At 58.7% G+C, this 19,806-nt stretch carries 19 protein-coding genes; all 19 read left to right on the top strand.

What is annotated here, in order from left to right:
- Positions 1 to 25: 25 nt before the first annotated feature.
- On the top strand, positions 26 to 2,572 hold the full coding sequence (locus ACJ8M3_RS02970; RefSeq protein ID WP_033643546.1) for a DUF2169 family type VI secretion system accessory protein: 2,547 nt from the start codon (positions 26 to 28) through the stop codon (positions 2,570 to 2,572).
- Positions 2,569 to 3,636 (top strand): pentapeptide repeat-containing protein, encoded by a 1,068-nt coding sequence (locus ACJ8M3_RS02965; RefSeq protein WP_442514604.1) that lies wholly within the window; start codon positions 2,569 to 2,571, stop codon positions 3,634 to 3,636. The genes ACJ8M3_RS02970 and ACJ8M3_RS02965 overlap by 4 nt, the downstream gene beginning before the upstream one ends.
- Positions 3,637 to 3,666: 30 nt before the next feature.
- On the top strand, positions 3,667 to 4,302 hold the full coding sequence (locus tag ACJ8M3_RS02960; RefSeq protein WP_033650852.1) for a DUF3540 domain-containing protein: 636 nt from the start codon (positions 3,667 to 3,669) through the stop codon (positions 4,300 to 4,302).
- Between the two features lie 17 nt (positions 4,303 to 4,319).
- On the top strand, positions 4,320 to 4,712 hold the full coding sequence (locus ACJ8M3_RS02955) for a DUF4150 domain-containing protein (protein ID WP_033643549.1): 393 nt from the start codon (positions 4,320 to 4,322) through the stop codon (positions 4,710 to 4,712).
- A 48-nt stretch (positions 4,713 to 4,760) separates the two neighbouring features.
- On the top strand, positions 4,761 to 5,261 hold the full coding sequence (gene tagV / locus ACJ8M3_RS02950; protein WP_060660574.1) for a type VI secretion system accessory protein TagV: 501 nt from the start codon (positions 4,761 to 4,763) through the stop codon (positions 5,259 to 5,261).
- A 29-nt stretch (positions 5,262 to 5,290) separates the two neighbouring features.
- The gene (gene tssJ / locus ACJ8M3_RS02945; protein WP_033643551.1) at positions 5,291 to 5,821 is read left to right on the top strand and encodes a type VI secretion system lipoprotein TssJ; all 531 of its coding nucleotides are present in this window, start codon (positions 5,291 to 5,293) and stop codon (positions 5,819 to 5,821) included.
- A 40-nt stretch (positions 5,822 to 5,861) separates the two neighbouring features.
- Entirely contained in the window at positions 5,862 to 7,208 is a 1,347-nt protein-coding gene (tssK, locus tag ACJ8M3_RS02940; RefSeq protein ID WP_442514603.1) for a type VI secretion system baseplate subunit TssK, read from the top strand.
- A gap of 21 nt (positions 7,209 to 7,229) precedes the next feature.
- Entirely contained in the window at positions 7,230 to 8,432 is a 1,203-nt protein-coding gene (locus ACJ8M3_RS02935; RefSeq protein WP_049272050.1) for a DotU family type VI secretion system protein, read from the top strand.
- Positions 8,432 to 12,067, top strand: coding sequence for a type VI secretion system membrane subunit TssM (gene tssM, locus ACJ8M3_RS02930; protein WP_069100030.1), 3,636 nt, complete (start codon positions 8,432 to 8,434; stop codon positions 12,065 to 12,067). Before ACJ8M3_RS02935 ends, tssM begins: the two co-directional genes overlap by 1 nt.
- An 18-nt stretch (positions 12,068 to 12,085) precedes the next feature.
- Positions 12,086 to 12,805, top strand: coding sequence for a type VI secretion system-associated protein TagF (gene tagF, locus ACJ8M3_RS02925; protein WP_033643553.1), 720 nt, complete (start codon positions 12,086 to 12,088; stop codon positions 12,803 to 12,805).
- 23 nt (positions 12,806 to 12,828) lie between these two features.
- Positions 12,829 to 13,860, top strand: coding sequence for a type VI secretion system protein TssA (gene tssA, locus ACJ8M3_RS02920; protein ID WP_442514602.1), 1,032 nt, complete (start codon positions 12,829 to 12,831; stop codon positions 13,858 to 13,860).
- Between the two features lie 122 nt (positions 13,861 to 13,982).
- A complete protein-coding gene (gene tssB / locus ACJ8M3_RS02915) occupies positions 13,983 to 14,519 on the top strand; it encodes a type VI secretion system contractile sheath small subunit (RefSeq protein ID WP_015378282.1) in 537 nt (178 codons plus the stop codon).
- 3 nt (positions 14,520 to 14,522) lie between these two features.
- Entirely contained in the window at positions 14,523 to 16,028 is a 1,506-nt protein-coding gene (gene tssC / locus ACJ8M3_RS02910; protein WP_004934958.1) for a type VI secretion system contractile sheath large subunit, read from the top strand.
- A gap of 305 nt (positions 16,029 to 16,333) precedes the next feature.
- Positions 16,334 to 16,816: an Hcp family type VI secretion system effector gene (locus ACJ8M3_RS02905; protein WP_004934962.1), complete on the top strand. Its 483-nt coding sequence runs from the start codon at positions 16,334 to 16,336 to the stop codon at positions 16,814 to 16,816.
- A gap of 58 nt (positions 16,817 to 16,874) precedes the next feature.
- Positions 16,875 to 17,360, top strand: coding sequence for a type VI secretion system amidase effector protein Tae4 (locus ACJ8M3_RS02900; RefSeq protein ID WP_071796739.1), 486 nt, complete (start codon positions 16,875 to 16,877; stop codon positions 17,358 to 17,360).
- The gene (locus tag ACJ8M3_RS02895; RefSeq protein WP_033643555.1) at positions 17,357 to 17,716 is read left to right on the top strand and encodes a T6SS amidase immunity protein Tai4 family protein; all 360 of its coding nucleotides are present in this window, start codon (positions 17,357 to 17,359) and stop codon (positions 17,714 to 17,716) included. Before ACJ8M3_RS02900 ends, ACJ8M3_RS02895 begins: the two co-directional genes overlap by 4 nt.
- A 159-nt stretch (positions 17,717 to 17,875) precedes the next feature.
- On the top strand, positions 17,876 to 18,334 hold the full coding sequence (locus ACJ8M3_RS02890) for a T6SS amidase immunity protein Tai4 family protein (RefSeq protein ID WP_060660571.1): 459 nt from the start codon (positions 17,876 to 17,878) through the stop codon (positions 18,332 to 18,334).
- Positions 18,335 to 18,346: 12 nt separating this feature from the next.
- The gene (locus ACJ8M3_RS02885) at positions 18,347 to 18,700 is read left to right on the top strand and encodes a T6SS amidase immunity protein Tai4 family protein (RefSeq protein ID WP_050594451.1); all 354 of its coding nucleotides are present in this window, start codon (positions 18,347 to 18,349) and stop codon (positions 18,698 to 18,700) included.
- Positions 18,701 to 18,762: 62 nt separating this feature from the next.
- Entirely contained in the window at positions 18,763 to 19,524 is a 762-nt protein-coding gene (locus ACJ8M3_RS02880; protein WP_060660570.1) for a DUF4225 domain-containing protein, read from the top strand.
- Positions 19,525 to 19,806 lie beyond the last annotated feature (282 nt).

Here is a 19,806-nt window from a genome sequence, read left to right as displayed (position 1 = left end):
ATCCACAGGAAGCTTTACACACACAATGAAAGTCGTAAAACCTCTGCGCCTCAGCGCGCTTCATCGCCCCTTCTCTTGGCAAGGGCAAAATCATCTGGGCGTTTCCATTTTGGCCTTGGCCGACATGGGGGCTTCCCCGCGCCTGCGCCCCGAACCGGAGCTGTGGCAGTTGGCCGCCGACGAACTTACGCTGAGCGGCGGCGTGCTCGATTTGGCTATTCCGAAAGCCTGTGCGGAGTTTCTCGCCACCGGCAACGCTTACACCCACCATCAACAAGACAAAACCGCCTGCGCCGTGAAGATCCAGCTTGATTCGCTGGAGAAAACGCTGGTGGTTTTCGGCGATCGTCATTGGATCAACGATCGCCCCTCCTCTCCTCTCCCTTTTGCAGAAATGCGTCTGGACTGGCGCCGGGCTTACGGCGGGGCTCAGTTCGCCGATAATCCGCACGGCATCGGCGCCACTCCAGAAACATTTCCGCAGGGCCGCATTCATCGCCTACCCAATGTTGAACCGCTGCAGGAGCGCCTCGCGTCTCCTCGGCAAAGCGCGCAGCCGGCAAGCTTTGACGCGTTGGAGATCACCTGGCCGCGCCGCTTCTCACGCATCGGTAAAAACTACGACGCCGACTGGTTGAAACACGGTTTTCCCGGCTTCGCCAACGATATCGACTGGCGCCTGTTCAACATGGCAGAAAGCGATCAGCAGTTTCCCCAACGCGACAGCTTGCCGCTTCAGGCTGCCTACCGGATATGGAACATGCACCCTTCAGAGCCGGTTCAGCAAGGCCGTTTGCCGCCGTGGCGCGCACGCTGCTTCATTAACCGGCTGCGCGGCGGCGAAGCGCATTTCGGGGAAGTCGCGATGCGCCACACCACCGTGTGGTTCTTTCCCCATCGCGAACAAATGCTGTTGATCTACCAGGGTAGCCTTCCCATCAATGAAGACGATGCCGCAGACGTCATGCAGCTCATGCCGGCGCTGGAAATTGAGGGTAAAAGCCGCACCGTCGCGCATTATCGGCAGGTGCTCGATCGGCGGCTTGATAAAGAGCATGGCGCTCTGCACGCTTTTCGTGAAAAAGATTTGCTGCCGGAGTGCTGTATTGGCCCCTGGCTCGATACGGAAACGCCGACGCAGCAAAGCCCGATGGTGGAAAACATCGCCGCCTACGAGCATCACCAACGCGAACAACACCGCCAACGTCTGCAGCGCGAAGGCCGAGACATCGACGACATGTTTGCCGCACCGCCAGCTGAACCGATGCCCGCTTTGGATCAGCTGGCCGAGTTTGTCGAGGGCATGGAACAGCGCGCTGAAGCGCATTACCGTGAAATCCGCGATGACGCGCAGGCAAACGGCATTGATATTGACGGCCCTGGCCCCGCCGACCTTTCCGGCGCGGAAAGCTACCAACAGCAGCGCGACCAGCTGTTTCAACAGGCGCGTCAACGCCCCGACGCGTTTAGCGACAAGCAGTTGGGGGAAAGCGAGCGCGCGCTGCACCAAATGTATTTAATGTCGGCACAGGCGCAAAGCCCGGCGCTGCGTTTAAGCGGCGATCTGGCGCAGATCATTCGCCAACGCGTCACCGCGGCCATGCAGCGCGATAAAGATCTCAGCGGCCTGGACCTCACCGGCGCCGATCTGTCCGGCATGGACCTCAGCCATGCCACCTTGCGCGGCACGTTGCTGGAAAACGCCAATCTGCGCCAAGCCCGGCTGGTGGGCTGTGACCTTCGCGAGGCAATGCTGGCACGCGCCGATCTCTGCGGTGCCGTCTTGCAGCAGGCGGATCTGAGCCACGCCTCTTTGGCCCTGGCGAAATGCGAAGCGACGGATTTCGGCGGCGCGCAGCTGCATGAAACCAACATTCAACAAACGTTGTTTCAACGCTGCGACTTCACGATGGCGTCCTTACGCGATTTGCTGGGGTACGAAACCTTGCTCGGACAGTGTGATTTCAGCCGCGCCACGTTGGCCAACATTACGCTGATGGAGCTGCAGCTGGAGCAACTGACATTCAGTCACGCCCGGCTCGACAAAGTCAGCTTCATCAAATGCCGGCTGCTGGCGGTGAAATTCGAGCAGGCACGGCTGGAAAGCTGCGCCTGGGTTGATACCGAAACGCAAAACCTCAGCTTCCGCGCCGCGCGCCTGACGGCCTGCGCCTTTGCGGCAAAGACGCTGTTGCCCCAGGCGGATTTCAGCGACGCGACGCTGAACCAGTGCAACTTGCGTCAGATGCCGTTGCAGCGGGCAAGTTTCAGCCGCGCGCGCCTCAACAATTGCGATCTGTCGGAAACGCGGCTGAACGAGGCCGACTTCAATCAGGCCAACGGCAGCGGCAGCCTGTTCATTCGCAGCGATCTGACGCGCGCCAACCTGCGCGACGCCAACTTTATTGCGGCGATCCTGCAAAAGTGCGTGCTGTCAGGCGCCGACCTGCAGGGCGCCAATCTGTTCCGGGCCGATTTGTCGCAGTCGAAAGTGGACAAGGCGACCCGGCTCGACGATGCCTATACCGCCAGAGTGAAAACATTGCCTCGCCACAACGGGAAAGAAGTATGACCTCAACGCCAGAGCAGATACGCCAGCGTGTGAAACGCGGCGAACCGATTTCCGGTGAGGATTTGCACGGCCTGTCATTCGCGGGTATGGATTTGGCCGGCGCAATGTTCAACGCCCTGAACCTGAACGGCGTGGACTTCTCCGATTGCGATCTGCGCGACAGCGTATTCAGCGATTGCCGGCTCGAGCACGCTCTGTTTACTCGGGCGAACCTCAAGCAAACGGCCTTCAATCAGTGCGCCATGTCCGCCAGCCGCTTCAGTGAGAGTCATATCGAGCTGACGATGTTCAACGAATGCCGGCTTGAACAGGGTGATTTCAGCCGTCTGCCGCTCACCCAAAGCCACTGGATGTCATGCCAATTGGCCGGCGCGAACTTTTCCGCCACTCAGCACGATCGCACCACGTTTTACGAAAGCCCGCTCGACGGCGCCACGTTGGAGCATGCCCGACTTTCGCTTGTCACGTTTTTTCGCTTAACCCTCTGTAACACAGAATTTGCAGGGGCAGATTTCGACCGCGTCACGTTTTTCGAATGCGACCATCGCGGCAAAAGTTACGCCGGGCAGCGCCTGATCGCCTGCCAGTTTACCGATAACCAATTGGACGACGTCGACTTCAGCCAGGCGACGCTGCGCCAAAGCAACTTCAAGGGCGCTTCGCTGCGGCGCGCCAACCTGACGGGCGTGCAGGCGCAGCAGTCGCTGTGGCTGGAGGCCAACCTGACTCAGGCGCAGTGCCGCAGCGGGCAGTTCGATCAGGCGATTTTCAGCGAAGCGACGCTGGACGCCGCCAACTTCAACCAGGCGCGTCTGTATCAGGGCGTGTTCCAGCACAGCCGCGCGGCGCGCTGTGATTTCAGCGACAGCGACCTGACCTACGCCGATTTTTGTTATGCCGACATCGGCGCCGCCGATTTCCGGCGTGCGCGCTTCATGCGCACCCGCATGCACCGCGCCCACCAGCAGCAAACGCGCTGGGGCGACCGCAGCGGCATTCTCGAGCGCGACGAAGAGCTGTACACCGCCGAAATCTTGAGCGCACAGCGCCAGAGCCGCATTTGAACGTATTGACCACTTCACGAGGGGATCACCATGAGCGTTGTCAACACTACTCGCGCCGTCAACATCGCGCCGCCCCAACAGGCCGCCGGCCAGGTCGTCAACCTGTTGCCGGACGGCAGCCTGGTGGTGGAATGTGAAGGCCGCGGCTGGCATTGCCGCCGTGCGGCCAGCTGCCTGCTGACGCCGGCCCTCGGCGATAGCGTGCTGGTCGCCGGTTGCGGCCACCAGCTGTGGGCGATCGCCGTCCTCGAGCGCGCGGAACCGCAAAACGCGGCGCGGCTGAGCGTCGAAGGCGATCTGCACATTGAAACGCTGCACGGCTCGCTGTCGCTGCACGGCGCGCAGGCGCTGAACCTGAGCGGCGACGCCATGACCCTGCAAGCGAACAGCGGCGACTGCCACGTCGACAAGATGAAATACAGCGGCGAAGAGCTCTCGGCTTTCGTCAGCATCAGCCGCCTGGTCGGCAAACGCTGCGAGTCACTGTGGCATTCGGTCAGCCAGATCAGCCACTCGCTGTTTCGCAAAGTGCGCCAGACCGAGCACGTGCGCGCCGGGCAGCTGGATTATCAGGCGGAAGATTACGCCCGCATTCATGCTCGCAACACGCTGATTACCTCGAAAGACATCACCAAGCTGGATTCGGAACAGATCCACGTCGGATAACCTTGCGGAGGCCTTTTATGTTTGCCAACAGCCAAATGATCGGCGTGGACCTGGCGTTTCCCGACGTCTGTCTGACGCCAAGCCCGGCGCCGGTGCCCATTCCCTACCCGGATATCGCCCTGGCGCCGACCGCCATCCCGAACGCGTTCAACATTCTGTTCGTCGGCACCCCGGCGCACAACATGGCGACGGTGACGCCCCTGACCAACGGCGACAACCCCGGCGTGGCCACCGGCGTCGCTTCCGGCACGGTGATGGGGCCGTCCCGCCACCTGACCGGCGCCTTTACCGTGCTGCTCAAAGGCACCCCGGCCACCCGGCTGACCAGCCTCAGCCTGCAGAACTCCACCAACGCGCTCGGCATGCGCATCGTGCCGAGCCAATTAAAAGTGTTGCTGCTTGCGCCCTGATGACGGCGCTTTATTACACAGCCATTCAATCAAGAAAAAGAGGACATTGTGAAAACACGGATTACCCTGACGTTGTTGACCGCCCTGACGCTTGCCGGTTGCTCCACCCCACTGCCACCGCCGCCGGCGCTCAATAACGACGCCATCGTCAGCAGTGAAGTCAACGGCGTCACGTTAAAGCACCGCGCCGCGGTGAGCGCACCGAAACAGTTCAAACCGATCGGTGAGGAGTACCGCAGCCTGTACGCCGCCAGCATCATGAGCAGCCCGAATTATACCGGCACCGCCGTCGGTAGCCTGGACAATGCCGCCGCGTTCTACGCGCTGGGCGAAGTGGAAAACAACTGGCTGGCGATCTCCGCCATCCGCGGCGGCGATCTGGTGGGGTATATCCAGGCCAACGCCGGCGTGCCGGAAGCGCGCTACAAAGCGACGCTGCGCAAAGATCTGCCGCGCCGCGCGCGCGCCGCCAAGCAGGACTGCGTTAAAGTCGGCGGCGACAGCAAGGCGTGCAAAAACGCCGGCTCAGCCACCTGGATCCTCCAGTAGTCAGCACGCCTGCGGGCGACGAGATTCCCATGACGACGACCCCTATCGCTTCCCGCTGGTGCGGGATGCTGTTTCTGCTGCTGGGCGCGCTGGCGCTCGGCGGCTGCATGTCTTCCGCGAAAAGCGTGCCGGCGCGTTACAGCCTGGTCTTCGACGCTGACCGCCAGGTCAATGCCGCCGCCGGCGCGCAACCGGCGCCGATCAAAATTCGCGTGCTGCTGCTGCGCTCGGATGCGGAATTCATGGAAGCCGACTTTTTCAGTCTGCAAAACGACGCCAAAAGCGTGCTCGGCAACAGCCTGCTGGACAGCGATCAGTTCTTCCTGACGCCGGGCCAGACCGGCAAAAAGCTCGGTGGGCAAAGCACATTGGACGCACGTTACATCGGCGTGATCGCCGAATATCAAAATCTGGACGGCAAGACCTGGCGCATTTCACTGCCGCTGCCGGAACCCACCGAAACCAATTTCTACAAGGTATGGCAATTCTCGCCGGATGAGCTGGAAGCGCATATCGTCGCGGGCGTGAGTGGCCTGCGCCCCGTAAAAAAGGTCGACTGACCTACCGCTGCGCTGAAGCGAAGTAACTATAGGTGTGATGATGAAAGATGCTCATAAGGTTGTCTGGACTGAGGGGATGTTTTTGCGCCCTCACCATTTCCAGCAGGCGGAAAACTATCTCGAAGGCTATATGCGCAACTGGGGCCAGGCCCACAGCGGCTGTTTCTGGGGATTTCTCACCCTGGATCTGGACCAAACGCTGCTGCGCCAGGGCAAGATCGCGCTCAACGCCGCCAGCGGCATCATGCCCGACGGCACGCCGTTTCGCTTCTCCGGCGCCCAGCAGGCGCCCGCGCCGCTGGCCATCGCCGACAACAAGACCGGTGAAAACGTGGTGCTGGCTCTGCCGACCTATCGCGCGGGGCGTGAAGACGTGATCTTTCAGGAAAGCCCGGAAGCGCTGGCGCGCTATCTGGCTTACGAGACCGAAGTCGACGATCTCAACGCCGTCTCGGTGGGCAGCGCGGCCTTGCAATTCGGTCGCCTGCGCCTGCGGCTGATGCTGGAGAGCGAGCTGAACGCCGAATGGACGGCGCTCGGCGTCACCCGCGTGCTGGAAAAGCGCGGCGACAACAGCCTGCGTCTCGATACGGCGCAAATCCCGCCGATGCTGAACTGTCAGGGAAACCCGGTACTGAAGACCTTCATCAACGATCTGCAGGGGCTGCTGCAACAGCGCAGCCAGCAGATGAGTCAACGCCTGCTGCAACCGGGCCGCGGCGGCAGTTCCGAAATGGTCGATTTCATGCTGCTGCAGCTGATCAACCGCCATCTCGGTCAGGTGAGCCATGCCTACCACCTCGACCATCTGCACCCGGAGCGCCTGTTCGCCGATTGGCTGCAGTTCGCCACCGAACTCACCAGCTTCTCGGCGCAGCGCACCCCGGAAGGCCGCCTGCCGGTGTATGACCACGACAACCTGGCGCTGTGCTTCGGCAAGCTGATGCTGTTGCTGCGTCAGGGCCTGTCGGTGGTGCTGGAGGACAACGCCATTCAGCTGACGCTGGTCGAGCGCTCCCACGGCCTGAACGTCGCCACCGTGCAAGACGCCAAAATGATGCGCGACTTCGGCTTCGTGCTGGCGGTGCGCGCCGACGTGGCCGCCGAGGTGTTGCTGACCCACTTCCCGGCGCAGATGAAGATCGCCCCGGTCACGCGCATCCGCGATCTGGTGCAGCTGCAGCTGCCGGGCATCGGTCTGCGCACCATGCCCGTCGCGCCGCGCCAGATCCCTTATCACGCCGGCTACACCTATTTCGAGCTGGAAAAAGGCGGCGACCTGTGGAAACAGATGGAAAAATCCAGCGCCTTCGCCCTGCACCTGGCCGGCGAATTCCCGGGGCTGGACATGGAATTTTGGGCGATTCGCAGCCATACGGACCGGTAACCTATGACTCAGGAAAATAGCATGGCGCCGGCGGCTAACCCGCTGGTGGACGCCGCCAACCCGCTGCTGAACGCCATTTCGCAGATCCGCCAATCGGCCACGCACGCCAACCCGGCGCAGCTGCGCCAACAGCTGATCGACGAAATGCGCCGCTTCGAGATCCGCGGCCAACGCGCCAACCTGCCGTACGAAGTGATCATCGGCGCGCGTTATTGTCTGTGCACCGCGCTGGATGAAGCGGCGGCGCTGACCCCGTGGGGCAGCAACAGCGTGTGGTCCGGCAGCGGGCTGCTGGTGACCTTCCATAACGAAACCTGGGGCGGCGAGAAGTTCTTCCAGCTGCTGGCCAAGCTGTCGCAGAGCCCGCGCGAGCACATCAATCTGCTGGAGCTGATCAATTATTGCCTGCTGCTGGGCTTTGAAGGCCGCTACCGGGTGATGGAAAACGGCCGCTCGCAGTTGGAGACCATGAAGCAGCGCCTGCTGCAGCTGATTCGGTCGGTGCGCGGCGGCTACGCCCCGCCCCTGTCGCCTCATGCGTTGGACCTGCCGGTACAACAGAAACTGTGGCGTCCGCTGGTGCCGCTGTGGGCCTGCGTGGCGCTGACCGGCTTCCTGGCTTCGCTGCTGTTTATCGCCCTCAACTGGCGGCTGGGCGACAACACCAGCCCGGTGCTGGCGGCGATTTACCAAACCAACCTGCCGCAGGTGGCGATCGGTAATCCGGCGCCGGCCGCGCCGCCGACGCTGAGCCTGAAAAGTTTCCTGCGCAAAGAGATCGCCGAAGGATTGGTGGTGGTGCGCGACGAAGCGCAGCAAAGCGTGGTGATCCTCAAAGGCGACGGGCTGTTCGACTCCGCCGCCACCACGGTGCGCGCCAACTATATTCCGGTCATCGACCGCATCGCCGCCGCCATGAACGGCGTCAGCGGCAAAATCCTGGTCACCGGCTACAGCGACAACGTGCCGATCCGCAGCGCCCGCTTCGCCTCCAACTGGGAGCTGTCGCTGGCGCGCGCCGAAGCGGTCAGCGCCCGCTTGCAAAAACACCTCGCCAACCCGCAGCGGGTCAAGGCCGAGGGCCGCGGCGAGAGCAACCCCGTCGCGCCGAACGATAACAAAGTGAACCGCGCGTTGAACCGCCGGGTAGAAATTACGCTGTTGGTCGCCCCGGAAAACACCCAGGCGGAAATCAACGGCTTGCCGCAAGGAACCGGAAAGTAATGCTCAGTACGTTATTCTCCATCATCACCAGCCGCCTGCTGTGGGGCTTTGTCGGCATCACCGCGCTGGCGTTCATCATCTGGACGATCGGCCCGCTGGTCGCCATCGGTGACTATCGCCCGCTGGAGCCGGAACTCAACCGCCAGATCGCCATCGGCGCTATCTACCTGATTTGGTTCCTGTGCCGCCTGATCCCGCGCCTCTACAGCGCCTGGTTCAACAGCCGCCTGCTGAGCAACCTGCGCGCCGCCGAAGCGGTGCCGGCGGAAGACGGCAAGCCCGAGATCAAACCAGACGATCCGCTGGCCCAGCGTTTCGACGAAGCGGCGCAGCTGTTGAAAAAGGCGCGCTTCGCCCCGGGCCAGGGCGACGGCAAACATCGCTGGATGACCCGCTTCAGCCGCCAATATCTGTATCAGCTGCCGTGGTATGTGATCATCGGCGCGCCCGGCGCCGGTAAAACTACCGCGCTGGTCAACTCCGGCCTGCATTTTCCGCTGGCGGATCGCTTCGGCAAGTCCGCGCTGCGCGGCGTGGGCGGCACCCGCAACTGCGACTGGTGGTTTACCAACGACGCCGTGCTGCTCGACACCGCCGGCCGCTACACCACCCAGGAAAGCCAGCGCGAAGAAGACGCCGGCGAATGGCAAAGCTTCGTCGCGCTGCTGAAAAAATATCGCACCCGCCAGCCGATCAACGGCGTGATGGTCACCATCAGCGTCGCCGATCTGCTGAGCGACAGCGCGGAAGCGCGCGCCGCGCAGGCCAGCGCGCTGCGCAAACGCCTGATAGAACTGCACGAACAGCTGGGCATTCACTTCCCGGTCTATGTGCTGGTGACCAAAACCGACCTGCTCAACGGCTTTATGGCCTATTTCGGCAGCTTCGACAAAGCGCAGCGCGACCAGATCTGGGGATTCACCTTCCCTTACGAGCGCTCGCGGCAGCCGGACTTCAACCTGAACGCCGCCTTCGAACAACAATACGCCCTGCTGCAACAACGGCTGGATGCGGCGCTGCCGGATACGCTGCTGATGGAGCACGACGCGCGCCAACGCGCCGAAAGCTACCTGTTCCCGCAGGAATTCGCCGCGCTGCGCCCGCTGCTCGGCCAATATCTGGAACAGGTGTTCGCCACCTCCAGTTTTGAAACCCGCTTTACCCCGCGCGGCATCTACTTCACCAGCGGCACTCAGGAAGGTCTGCCGTTTGACCGGGTGATGGGCGAACTGAACCGCTACCTGCAGCTGCCGCCGGCCAACTCAGGGGCACAGGCCAACGCGGCCTGGGACAGCGTGGGCCAGGAAACGCCGATCCCGGCAGCCAAAGGCCAGAGCTTCTTCCTGAAAGAGACGCTGGAATCGGTGGTCTTCCAGGAGTCCGGGCTGGCGGGCAGCAACCGCTGGTGGGAATACCGCAACCGCGCCCTGCACTGGGCAGGGTACATCGCGCTGGCGGTGGTCCTGGCGGTGCTGGCGATGTTGTGGTTCACCAGCTACGGCAACAACAAGGCCTATCTGGCGGAAGTGGCCGCCAAGGTGCCCGGCGTCGAGCGCCAGGGGCAAAGCCTGACCCAGTTGGGCAACGGCGATATGTTCTCGCTGCTGCCGTTCCTCAACAGCCTGCTGCATCTGCCGGACAGCCAGAACTTTTCGCTGGACGATCCGCCGTTCACCTATCGCATGGGATTGTTCCGCGGCGATCAGGTCGGCGACGCCGGCAATGCCCTGTACCAAAAAGCGTTGAAAGAACTGCTGCTGCCGCAGGTAGCGCAACAGATCGCCGCCACGCTGCGCAACGATAACCACGGCGACGCGGACTTCAGCTATGAAGCGCTGAAGGCCTACCAGATGCTGTATCTGCCGAAGCAGTACGACGGCAAATTCCTGCGCGCCTGGGTGATGCTCAACCTGCAGCGCAACCTGCCGCAGGGCAGCACCCAAAAACAGCTGCAGCAGATCGAATGGCACCTGAGCCAACTGCTGGATACGCAGATCCAGGCCTCGCCTTACGCCAAAGACGAGCCGTTGGTGGCACAGGCGCAGGCCGCGCTCAATCGGGCGCCGCTGTCGCAACGCGTCTACGGCCGCCTTAAGCGTCTGCTGCTGAAACAGACCGACATCAAGCCGGTCAGCCTGGTCGATTTGGCCGGTCCGCAGACCGAACTGGCATTCAGCCGCAAAAGCGGCAAACCGGTGACCGACGGCGTGCCGGGCCTGTTCACCTCGCAGGGGTATTGGAAAGCGTTCAACGACAACATCGATCCGGTGACCGATACCCTGCGCAAGGAAGACGTCTGGGTGTTGAACAGCCAGACGCCGGAGCAGAAAAGCGCCGATCTGACCAAGACCATCCGCCAACTGTACATGCAGGACTTTATCAGCGCCTGGGATGAGCTGCTGGGCGATATCCAACTGGCCAACATCGGCAACCTGACCCAGCGCATCAGCAGCGCGCGCCTGCTGTCCGGCAATCCGTCGCCGATGCGCAATCTGCTGGTTAACGTCAGCAAAAACGTCACCCTGCGCGACGAGAAAAGCGACGCCGATTCCCGCTCGCTGCTGGCCAAAACCGAAGACAAACTGAATCAAAACGCCAACCGCACGCTGGAGGCGCTGTTCACCAACCGGCCGGCCAACGCCGACGGCGACGTGTCGGCCCAGCCGGAACAGCTGGTGATGGCGCACTTCGCGCCGCTGCTTGAGCTGGCGCAAAGCCAGGGCGAAGGCAATAAGGCGATCCCTTTTGACAGCGTGCTGAAACAGGTCGATGAGCTGTACAGCTACCTGACGGCGGTGCAAGGCGCGGCCAACAGCGGCATGTCAGCGCCGCCGAGCGACATCATCCCGCGCCTGCAGGCCGAATCCGGCCGCTTGCCGGTGCCGTTCAAACAGATGCTGCTGTCGCTGGCGATCGGCGCCAGCAGCGACACCCAGCGCAAAGAGATGGAGAACGTGAAAAAGCGCATCAGCTTCGAGGTCGGCAGCTTCTGCCGCCAGGCGATCGCCGGGCGTTACCCGTTGGTGGCCCGGGCGCGCCAGGAAGTGACGCCGGACGATTTGGCGCGCATGTTCGCGCCGAACAGCGGGCTGATGGACAGCTTCTTCCGCGACAACCTGCAGGGCAAGGTCGATACCACCCGCGCCAACTGGCGTTTCACGCCCGGCGTGGACGGCAAGACGCTGCCCGGCGGCGAAGGCATCCTGCGGTCGTTCCAGCAGGCGCAGCGCATCCGCGACGCCTTTTTCGCCAACGGCACGGCGACGCCCTCTTACCGCGTGACCGTGCGGCCGGTGCGGATGGATAACGACATCCTCAACCTGACGCTGGATATCGACGGGCAGCTGTTCAAATACAGCCACGGCCCGCAGGTGCCACTGGTGGTCAGCTGGCCGGGCACCCGCAATACCAACCAGGTGCATCTGCAGCTGGCGCTGGCCAACGGCACCACCGCCAGTCTGGTGACCAGCGGGCCGTGGGCGCTGAACCGCCTGGTGGATATGGCGCAGTCTTCGGGCACCGGCGGCCTCGGCCGTCAGGCGACGTTCAATCTCGACGGCCACCGCGTCACGCTGGAGTTCACGCCCAACAGCATTCGCAATCCGTTCCAACTGCCGGCCTTCTCGTGCCCGTAGCCCCGAAAGGACATGACCATGAGCACTGATTCAAGCGCCCCGACGAGCATCGGCTGGTACGGCAAACTTCCTTCCGCCGGTGACTTCCTGCAACGCCGTTTGCCTGACCCGGTGGTCAACAACTGGGCCCACTGGTTCCATAACGGGCTGGTGAATTTGCAGCGCGATGCACAGGGGCCAAACGATCACCCGTTCAGCAACGCGCCGGTGTGGAACTTCGTGATCCCCGCCACGCTCGGCAGCCAGTACGTGCAGATGGGCTGCCTGTTGCCGGCGCGCGACCGCGTCGGGCGGCGTTACCCCATCTGCGCGCTGCGCCTGTTCAGCCAACAGGATTGGCGCCCGCAACAGCTGAACATGGCGGCGAGCTGGTACCAACAGCTCGGCCATACCCTGCTGAACGGCGTGCGCAACGGCTTCTCCGCCGAACAGATCGACCGCACGCTGCAGGCGATCCCGGCGCTGCCCAGCCCGCCGGCGGAAGCGGACTCCGAGATCTTGTCGATTATCGGTTTCCAGCATCCGGACGTACCGGGCCTCGGCTGGCAGCAGGCCGCCGACTGTTTCGATCCGGCGCAGTACACCAGCTTTTGGTGGACCAATCAGGCCGACGGGCACCCGCTCTACACCCACGTGCACAGCGGCAACCTCACCGTGCAGCTGTTTTCATTGCTGTTCGAACCCAACGGCTGGGCGCGCCCCGGCCGCGGCGGCCAGTACCCGCAAATGTTTGATTAACATCGCTCGTTGAAGGAAATCTTATGGCTATCGACACCGATACCCTGCTGGCCCCGGTTGACGCGGACACGCCCTGCGGCGACAACCTGGAATACGACGCCGACTTTCTGGCCATGGCGCGCGCCGCCACCGGCAAAGCCGAACAGCAATTCGGCAGCACCATCATTCCGGAAGAAGCGCCGGATTGGGTGCAGGTCGAGCGTCTCGCAAGCTCGCTGCTGGCGCGCACCAAAGACCTGCGCGTCATGCTGTATCTCACCCGCGCCTGGACCCAGCTGCGCGGATTGCCGGGCTATGCCGACGGGCTGACGCTGATCCACCAGGCGATACTCCGCTACTGGGATGCCCTGCAGCCGCCGCTGGAGTTCGACGGCGAGGCCGACCCGCTGTTTCGCATCAACGCGCTGGCCGACCTTGGCGACAAGGCCGCGCTGGCCGCCAGCGTGCGCGCCGCGCCGCTGCTGAAAAGCACCGCCGGTGAAATCTCGCTGCGCGATGCCGGCGCCCTGCTCGACGGCAGCAAGCAAGAGTGCCCCAACTTTCCCGGCGGCCGCGCACGGCTGCAGGATGAGCTGGCGCAACAGGATCGCCCCGAAGGCGCGCTGGTGATGCATATCGCCAACACCCTGGCCGCCATTCGCAGCGAAGTCACCCGCCATCTGGGTGAAAGCGCGCTGCCGGAAATGAGCGCGCTGACCAAGGTCTTTTCGCTGGTGGCGCTTGCCGGCCAGAGCGAGGCCCCGGCCGCCACCGAAGCGGACGCCACACAGGAAACCGCCGCTGAGCAGCCACCGGCCGCCGTGCAGAGCGCCTCTGCCCCACTCAACTGGCGCAGCGCGCAGATCCAGTCGCGCGATGACGCCCAGCTGATGCTGGACAAGGTGAAAAACTATTTTCGTCTTCATGAGCCAAGCCACCCGGCGCCGCTGATGATCGATCGGGTACAGCGACTGATTACGCTGGACTTTATGCAAATCGTCCGCGATTTGGCGCCCGATGGGCTTAACCAACTGGAGACCATTCTCGGTCGCCCCGACAACGAGGAGAACAGCTAGCCGCCGACTTTTGTTCTCTTGACGACACCCGATACCGTCTGCCCCTGCGCAGACCCGAATCAGAACCTGACTCTCCCAGCCGGACGAGGCGCGTTCCCAATCGCCATTAGATGGAGTAAATCATGTCAAACTCGAAATCCCGCAGCGGGCAGAAATTCATCGCCCGCAACCGCGCGCCGCGCGTACAGATTGAATACGATGTCGAAATTTATGGCGCAGAGCGCAAAATCCAGCTGCCGTTCGTGATGGGCGTGATGGCGGATCTGGTGGGGAAAGCGGTCGATCCGCAAGCCAGCGTGGAGGAGCGCAAGTTCATGGAAATCGACGTCGACAACTTCGACGAGCGCATGAAATCGCTGAAGCCGCGCGTCGCTTATCAGGTTGACAATACCCTGACCGGCGAAGGCAAGCTGAACATCGATCTGACCTTCGAAAGCATGGAAGACTTCTCCCCCGCCGCTATCGCCCGCAAGGTCGACGCGCTGGACAATCTGCTGGACGCCCGCACCCAGCTTTCCAACCTGCTGTCCTACATGGACGGTAAAAACGGCGCCGAGGAGCTGATCTCCAAGATCCTGCAAAACCCGGCGCTGCTGAAATCCCTGACCGACGCGCCGAAGCCGGCGGTTAACGATGACAACAACGAGCGTGAGGATTAATCGATGAGCAACTCGCCTCAGCAACAAAATGCGTTGCAAACCACCGAGACTTTTTCCAGCGATGAGTTCAGCGCGCTGTTGAACAAAGAGTTCCGGCCGAAGACCGATCAGGCCAAAGAAGCGGTCGAGAACGCGGTGAAAACTCTGGCGCAGCAGGCGCTGGAAAATACCGTCACCGTTTCTTCCGACGCCTACCGCACCATCCAGGCGCTGATCGCGGAAATCGACGAAAAGCTGTCGCAGCAGATCAACCAGATCATTCACCACGACGATTTCCAGAAGCTGGAAGGCGCGTGGCACGGCCTGCACTACCTGGTCAACAACTCTGAAACCGACGAGATGCTGAAGATCCGTTTCATGAGCATTTCCAAGCAGGAGCTGGGCCGCACGCTGAAGCGTTATAAAGGCGTGGGCTGGGATCAGAGCCCGATCTTCAAGAAAATCTACGAAGAAGAGTATGGCCAGTTCGGCGGCGAGCCCTTCGGCTGCCTGGTGGGCGACTACTACTTCGATCACAGCCCGCAGGACGTGGAGCTGCTGGGTGAAATGGCCAAGATCGGCGCCGCCTCGCACTGCCCGTTCATCGCCGGCACCGCGCCAAGCGTGATGCAGATGGAGTCCTGGCAGGAGCTCTCCAACCCGCGCGATCTGACCAAGATTTTCCAGAACACCGAATACGCCGCCTGGCGCAGCCTGCGCGAATCGGAAGACGCGCGCTACCTGGGCCTGGTGATGCCGCGCTTCCTGGCGCGCCTGCCGTATGGCATCCGCACCAATCCGGTGGACGAGTTTGACTTCGAAGAAGATACCGACGGCGCGACCCACGGCAACTACACCTGGACCAACGCCGCCTACGCCATGGCCGCCAACATCAACCGTTCGTTCAAAGAGTTCGGTTGGTGCACCGCCATTCGCGGGGTGGAATCCGGCGGCGCGGTGGAGAACCTGCCGTGCCATACCTTCCCGAGCGACGACGGCGGCGTGGACATGAAGTGCCCGACCGAGATCGCCATCAGCGATCGTCGCGAAGCCGAGCTGGCCAAAAACGGCTTTATGCCGCTGGTGCACCGCAAAAACTCTGACTTCGCCGCCTTTATCGGCGCGCAGTCGCTGCAGAAGCCGGCGGAATACTACGACGCCGACGCCTCCGCCAACGCCCAGCTTTCCGCACGCCTGCCATACCTGTTCGCCTGCTGCCGCTTCGCGCACTATCTGAAGTGCATCGTGCGCGACAAAATTGGCTCCTTCCGCGAGCGCGACGATATGGAGCGCTGGCTGAATGACTGGATCATGAACTACGTGGACGGCGATCCGGCCAACTCATCGCAGGAAACCAAGTCGCGCAAACCGCTGGCCGCGGCGGAAGTGCAGGTGGAAGAGATCGAAGACAACCCGGGCTACTACAGCGCCAAGTTCTTCCTGCGCCCGCACTACCAGCTGGAAGGCCTGACCGTCTCCCTGCGCCTGGTGTCGAAGCTGCCTTCGCTGAAGCAAAACGACGCGTCCTGATGGGCTGAAGTCAGGCCGCGATCGCGCGGTCTGGCTGATGTATCAACCTCATCGTCAGCCTATCGCAGAAAACCCGGATCGCATGTGGAACCAAGATAACGCGAAATAATTAAGCATTGAGCCATTATCATTTTAATAATGGCTCGGTAACCCGTACCGATAGTTTTCGGTATTTAAGAAGGTGCATGGCACAAGGATATAAATTGGTAATGCATTACCACACTTGCAATTCCTGCTGCTATTACCTGAGTTTTTCAACGTAACGTTAATACTACTGTTAACCCTTAATAAAGAGTGAAGAAACTATGGCTATTGATATGTTCCTGAAAGTTGAAGGTGCCAGCGGCGAATCCAAAGATTCGAATCACAAAGGCTGGACCGACATTACTTCTTTCTCCTGGGGCGCTTCTCAACCGGGCAATATGGGCGTTGGCGGCGGCGGTGGCGCCGGTAAAGTGTGCTTCAACGATCTGCACGTCAACGCGCTGATCGACAAGTCAACCCCGGCCTTGCTGAAACACTGCTCAAGCGGCAAACACCTGACCAAGATTGAGCTGTCGGTTTGCAAGGCGGGCGGCACCCAGGTTGAATACGCAAAAATCACCCTGGAAGACGTGCTGGTCACCGCCGTGCAGTACACCGGTGCAGGCGGCGAAGACACCGTGGGCGTCACCTACTCCTTCCAGGCGGCGAAAGTGAAACAGCAGTACTGGGAGCAGAGCGACAAAGGCGGCAAAGGCGCCGAAAGCAGCGCAGGTTGGAACATCAAGGAAAACCGCGAAGCTTAATTTGTCTGCCCCCGGCTACGGCCGGGGGTTCATAACATGGATACAATGGAGAGTCAGGATGAAAAAACCTCTATTTGGACCCGCATGGATTCGTTTTTCTGAAGTCAATATCAATGTAAAAAAAGTGGGTGCATTGATTGGTGGAAAAGTAGAAAGCAATATTGAAAACGGTATTTTTGAAAATGCTTGTCCTATACGAATGAGTTATGTACTCAACTATACAGGCATACCAATTCCCTCTAACTCCGGTTATGCGACTGTGTCTGGTAAAGATAAAAAATGGTATCTTTATCGTGTTAACGATATGATTCTCTTTTTAGAAAAGAACTTCGGCAAGCCTGATATCACGGTGAAATCCCCTACCCCAGCTAAATTCTCAGGTAAAAAAGGGATAATGGTTATACAAGGAAATGGCTGGCGAAATGCCAGAGGACATGTCACATTATGGAACGGTGACATTTGCTCTGACTCTTGTCATTTCATGGGGGATCCTGAGAATGGATCTTTTGTTCCTGAAGTCGCATCACTTTGGATATTAAAATGAAGACTACCCACATCGCCCTTGCTCTTCTTCTCGTTTCTCCTATGTTGCTGGCGGAAGATATAAAAATAGAAAACTTACCTCAAAGCGAAATTTATGAAAATTGGCTGATTAGCCGCTGCATTGGGAAATCTACTGACTCAGAAAAAACCAAGCAAGATGCCTTCCGTTCCGCTTCCGCCTATTTAGAATTCAGTAAACTCCCCATGGATGCATTCGAACAAGGCGAAAAACTGGCTGAACAGTACGCAAATAAAAATAGTCAAGGATCAGTTAAAGGAAGTTATCATACTTTAGATTGCCTTTCGCTGCAGAGTTCCAGTGAGGCTAAAGCCATCTTCGAACGTTACTCTAATTAATAATTAATATTTTAAGTTGCAATTTTATAAAACCATCAACTTAAGAAAATTAGAGTTTTATTAATTATTTTCACTGGGTATTAGCCATCAAGCATTGAGATACTCATGCGCTGGTTATGTATTACTCTGCACAAACCATACGGATTTTGGAGTGTTGAGATGAAAAAAATCCTTATCTCCTTTTTTTGTCTATATGCCACTTGTGCTATAGCGCAGAAAAATCAAGAAGAGTCGATTGAAAATTGGCCGCCGCAAGCGGCATACAGAAGCTATTTGCAAAACTACAAGGATATTGCTCTAACCTACTGCATTTCCGTCGCTTATAAGACATCACCAGAGGCTAGCAAAGATGCAATTGCCTCATCGAATGGTATCGATGCTTGGTCATACTATGCAATTCGTGATGAAGAATCCCCTATCATCAAGCTGACAAAGCAGTATTTGCAAAAGAATTACAATGCTAAGGATGGGAAAAGCCGTTTAGACTTAATGAAGTGCATGGATATGTACCATAGTAAAGAGCTTGACAAACTTGCGAAAGATTATGTGCAGCGCCCTAATGATAATTGGGTGAAAGACAATCCGGACAGAGTAAATGAAAATCCTCCTCGGAAATAACCAGTGAAAAAAATCTCACTGACTGTGGCCATCGCCGCAACGTTGAACGTCAATGCAGCGACAGAAATTGACTATTCCCCTGCCGAGTACCTCAAAAACTACGCGCTTAGCGTCTGTATCGCCGAGGGGTACTCAGCAAAAGAAGTCAAAAACGATGCCGCAGCCGCTGCTCGGGGTTACATGGAGTTCGGCGATTATTCTCTGGAGGCGCATACCGCCGTCAGGGCGCTGGCAAAAGAATTTCTGGCAAAGCCCTATGACAGCATGTCTGGGGAGCCGATGACGATGGCCAAGTGCATCGATCTTGTACATAGCCAAGCGTTACAAGCCATCATCAAGAAGTACCAAGGGAAAGACGACAACTGATAATAAATACGCATCCTTACATATAATAAATGTTAGTTTAGAAAAATAGGAAAGGAATCCTGATGCAATACAAAACAAAAGCAGATCTGGATAGATCTGTCGATGAACTAAAAAAACTATCAAGAACGTTTTCACGACAGTATCTATACACCAACGAATCAAGAGCTAATTTCTCACTGGAAATAGACCAATTTATTCAGTTTGCACAAAGGGATATCAGTATACACTGCACATCCTACTCTGGGGCAATCAGGGACATTGAAGACGAGACTAATCATCTTAAACGCCAAGCTTTTGCTATCGACGCAGGAAGAAATACGCTCTATATATCAATAGAAAAAAAGAAGAGTAACAACACCACCAACCTTATTTTGAAGCAGATAGGTTTTGTCGGTGGAGGAACACAAATATTCGCCGGAGTCGGTACTTGTGCAGCGACTCTCGGTATGGCGTGTGGCGGTTTTGGCTTACCGCTGATTGCTCAAGGTACTAACAATATTTATGAAAACGGTTACTATTTACTTTTCCGAAAAGATAAATCAGGCAGTGTCAGAAATGCCTATCGATATACTGCAAAAGCACTAGGATATAGTCAGGATGCTGCGGATACAATTTATGGCACTGTAGATCTTAGCCTATCTGGATATGGAATGATCAGGAAAACATTAAAACCAGATGCCTGGAGATTATATAGGAATATCAATAGCGACTTTATTCGTGGTTGGCAAGAGATGGGCCGAACAGGTTTGACGATTGAGGTTATATCAGATTTAACAACCGGCAGCGGGATGTACGAACTCATAAAGGACAACCAAAGAAAATGACTCCAGACGTCACGCTATCAACTTACTCATATGGATTCTTATTTTCCTACTTTTCATTGTCACTCATAATTTTAGTGGCATTATATTACTTAAAAAAAATATCGGCACGCAAACACAATTATCCATTGTTTGTTTTCAACTGTCTCATTGTTGTTGTTATGGGAGTCCTACAGCTCTCAATTTTTGCATATGGAAATGATTTTCTTAATCTTTTCTACCCAATAGGCAACGATAACTATGACTCTATTCACTACGGCAGTTTGATGTTCACCTTTATCTACT

It is taken from the genome of Serratia sp. CY55921, from assembly GCF_052167655.1.
Classification (GTDB): Bacteria; Pseudomonadota; Gammaproteobacteria; order Enterobacterales; family Enterobacteriaceae; genus Serratia; species Serratia ureilytica.
Note: the sequence above shows the minus strand (reverse complement) of the source record. Positions and strands in the feature narration are given on the sequence as shown.

Excerpts from the sequence above, each read along its gene's own strand:
- ACJ8M3_RS02970 (WP_033643546.1), top strand. The coding sequence starts at position 26 with ATGAAAGTCGTAAAACCTCTGCGCCTCAGCGCGCTTCATCGCCCCTTC.
- ACJ8M3_RS02965 (WP_442514604.1), top strand. The coding sequence starts at position 2,569 with ATGACCTCAACGCCAGAGCAGATACGCCAGCGTGTGAAACGCGGCGAA.
- ACJ8M3_RS02960 (WP_033650852.1), top strand. The coding sequence starts at position 3,667 with ATGAGCGTTGTCAACACTACTCGCGCCGTCAACATCGCGCCGCCCCAA.
- ACJ8M3_RS02955 (WP_033643549.1), top strand. The coding sequence starts at position 4,320 with ATGTTTGCCAACAGCCAAATGATCGGCGTGGACCTGGCGTTTCCCGAC.
- tssJ (WP_033643551.1), top strand. The coding sequence starts at position 5,291 with ATGACGACGACCCCTATCGCTTCCCGCTGGTGCGGGATGCTGTTTCTG.
- tssK (WP_442514603.1), top strand. The coding sequence starts at position 5,862 with ATGAAAGATGCTCATAAGGTTGTCTGGACTGAGGGGATGTTTTTGCGC.
- ACJ8M3_RS02935 (WP_049272050.1), top strand. The coding sequence starts at position 7,230 with ATGGCGCCGGCGGCTAACCCGCTGGTGGACGCCGCCAACCCGCTGCTG.
- tssM (WP_069100030.1), top strand. The coding sequence starts at position 8,432 with ATGCTCAGTACGTTATTCTCCATCATCACCAGCCGCCTGCTGTGGGGC.
- tagF (WP_033643553.1), top strand. The coding sequence starts at position 12,086 with ATGAGCACTGATTCAAGCGCCCCGACGAGCATCGGCTGGTACGGCAAA.
- tssA (WP_442514602.1), top strand. The coding sequence starts at position 12,829 with ATGGCTATCGACACCGATACCCTGCTGGCCCCGGTTGACGCGGACACG.
- tssB (WP_015378282.1), top strand. The coding sequence starts at position 13,983 with ATGTCAAACTCGAAATCCCGCAGCGGGCAGAAATTCATCGCCCGCAAC.
- tssC (WP_004934958.1), top strand. The coding sequence starts at position 14,523 with ATGAGCAACTCGCCTCAGCAACAAAATGCGTTGCAAACCACCGAGACT.
- ACJ8M3_RS02905 (WP_004934962.1), top strand. The coding sequence starts at position 16,334 with ATGGCTATTGATATGTTCCTGAAAGTTGAAGGTGCCAGCGGCGAATCC.
- ACJ8M3_RS02900 (WP_071796739.1), top strand. The coding sequence starts at position 16,875 with ATGAAAAAACCTCTATTTGGACCCGCATGGATTCGTTTTTCTGAAGTC.
- ACJ8M3_RS02895 (WP_033643555.1), top strand. The coding sequence starts at position 17,357 with ATGAAGACTACCCACATCGCCCTTGCTCTTCTTCTCGTTTCTCCTATG.
- ACJ8M3_RS02890 (WP_060660571.1), top strand. The coding sequence starts at position 17,876 with ATGAAAAAAATCCTTATCTCCTTTTTTTGTCTATATGCCACTTGTGCT.
- ACJ8M3_RS02880 (WP_060660570.1), top strand. The coding sequence starts at position 18,763 with ATGCAATACAAAACAAAAGCAGATCTGGATAGATCTGTCGATGAACTA.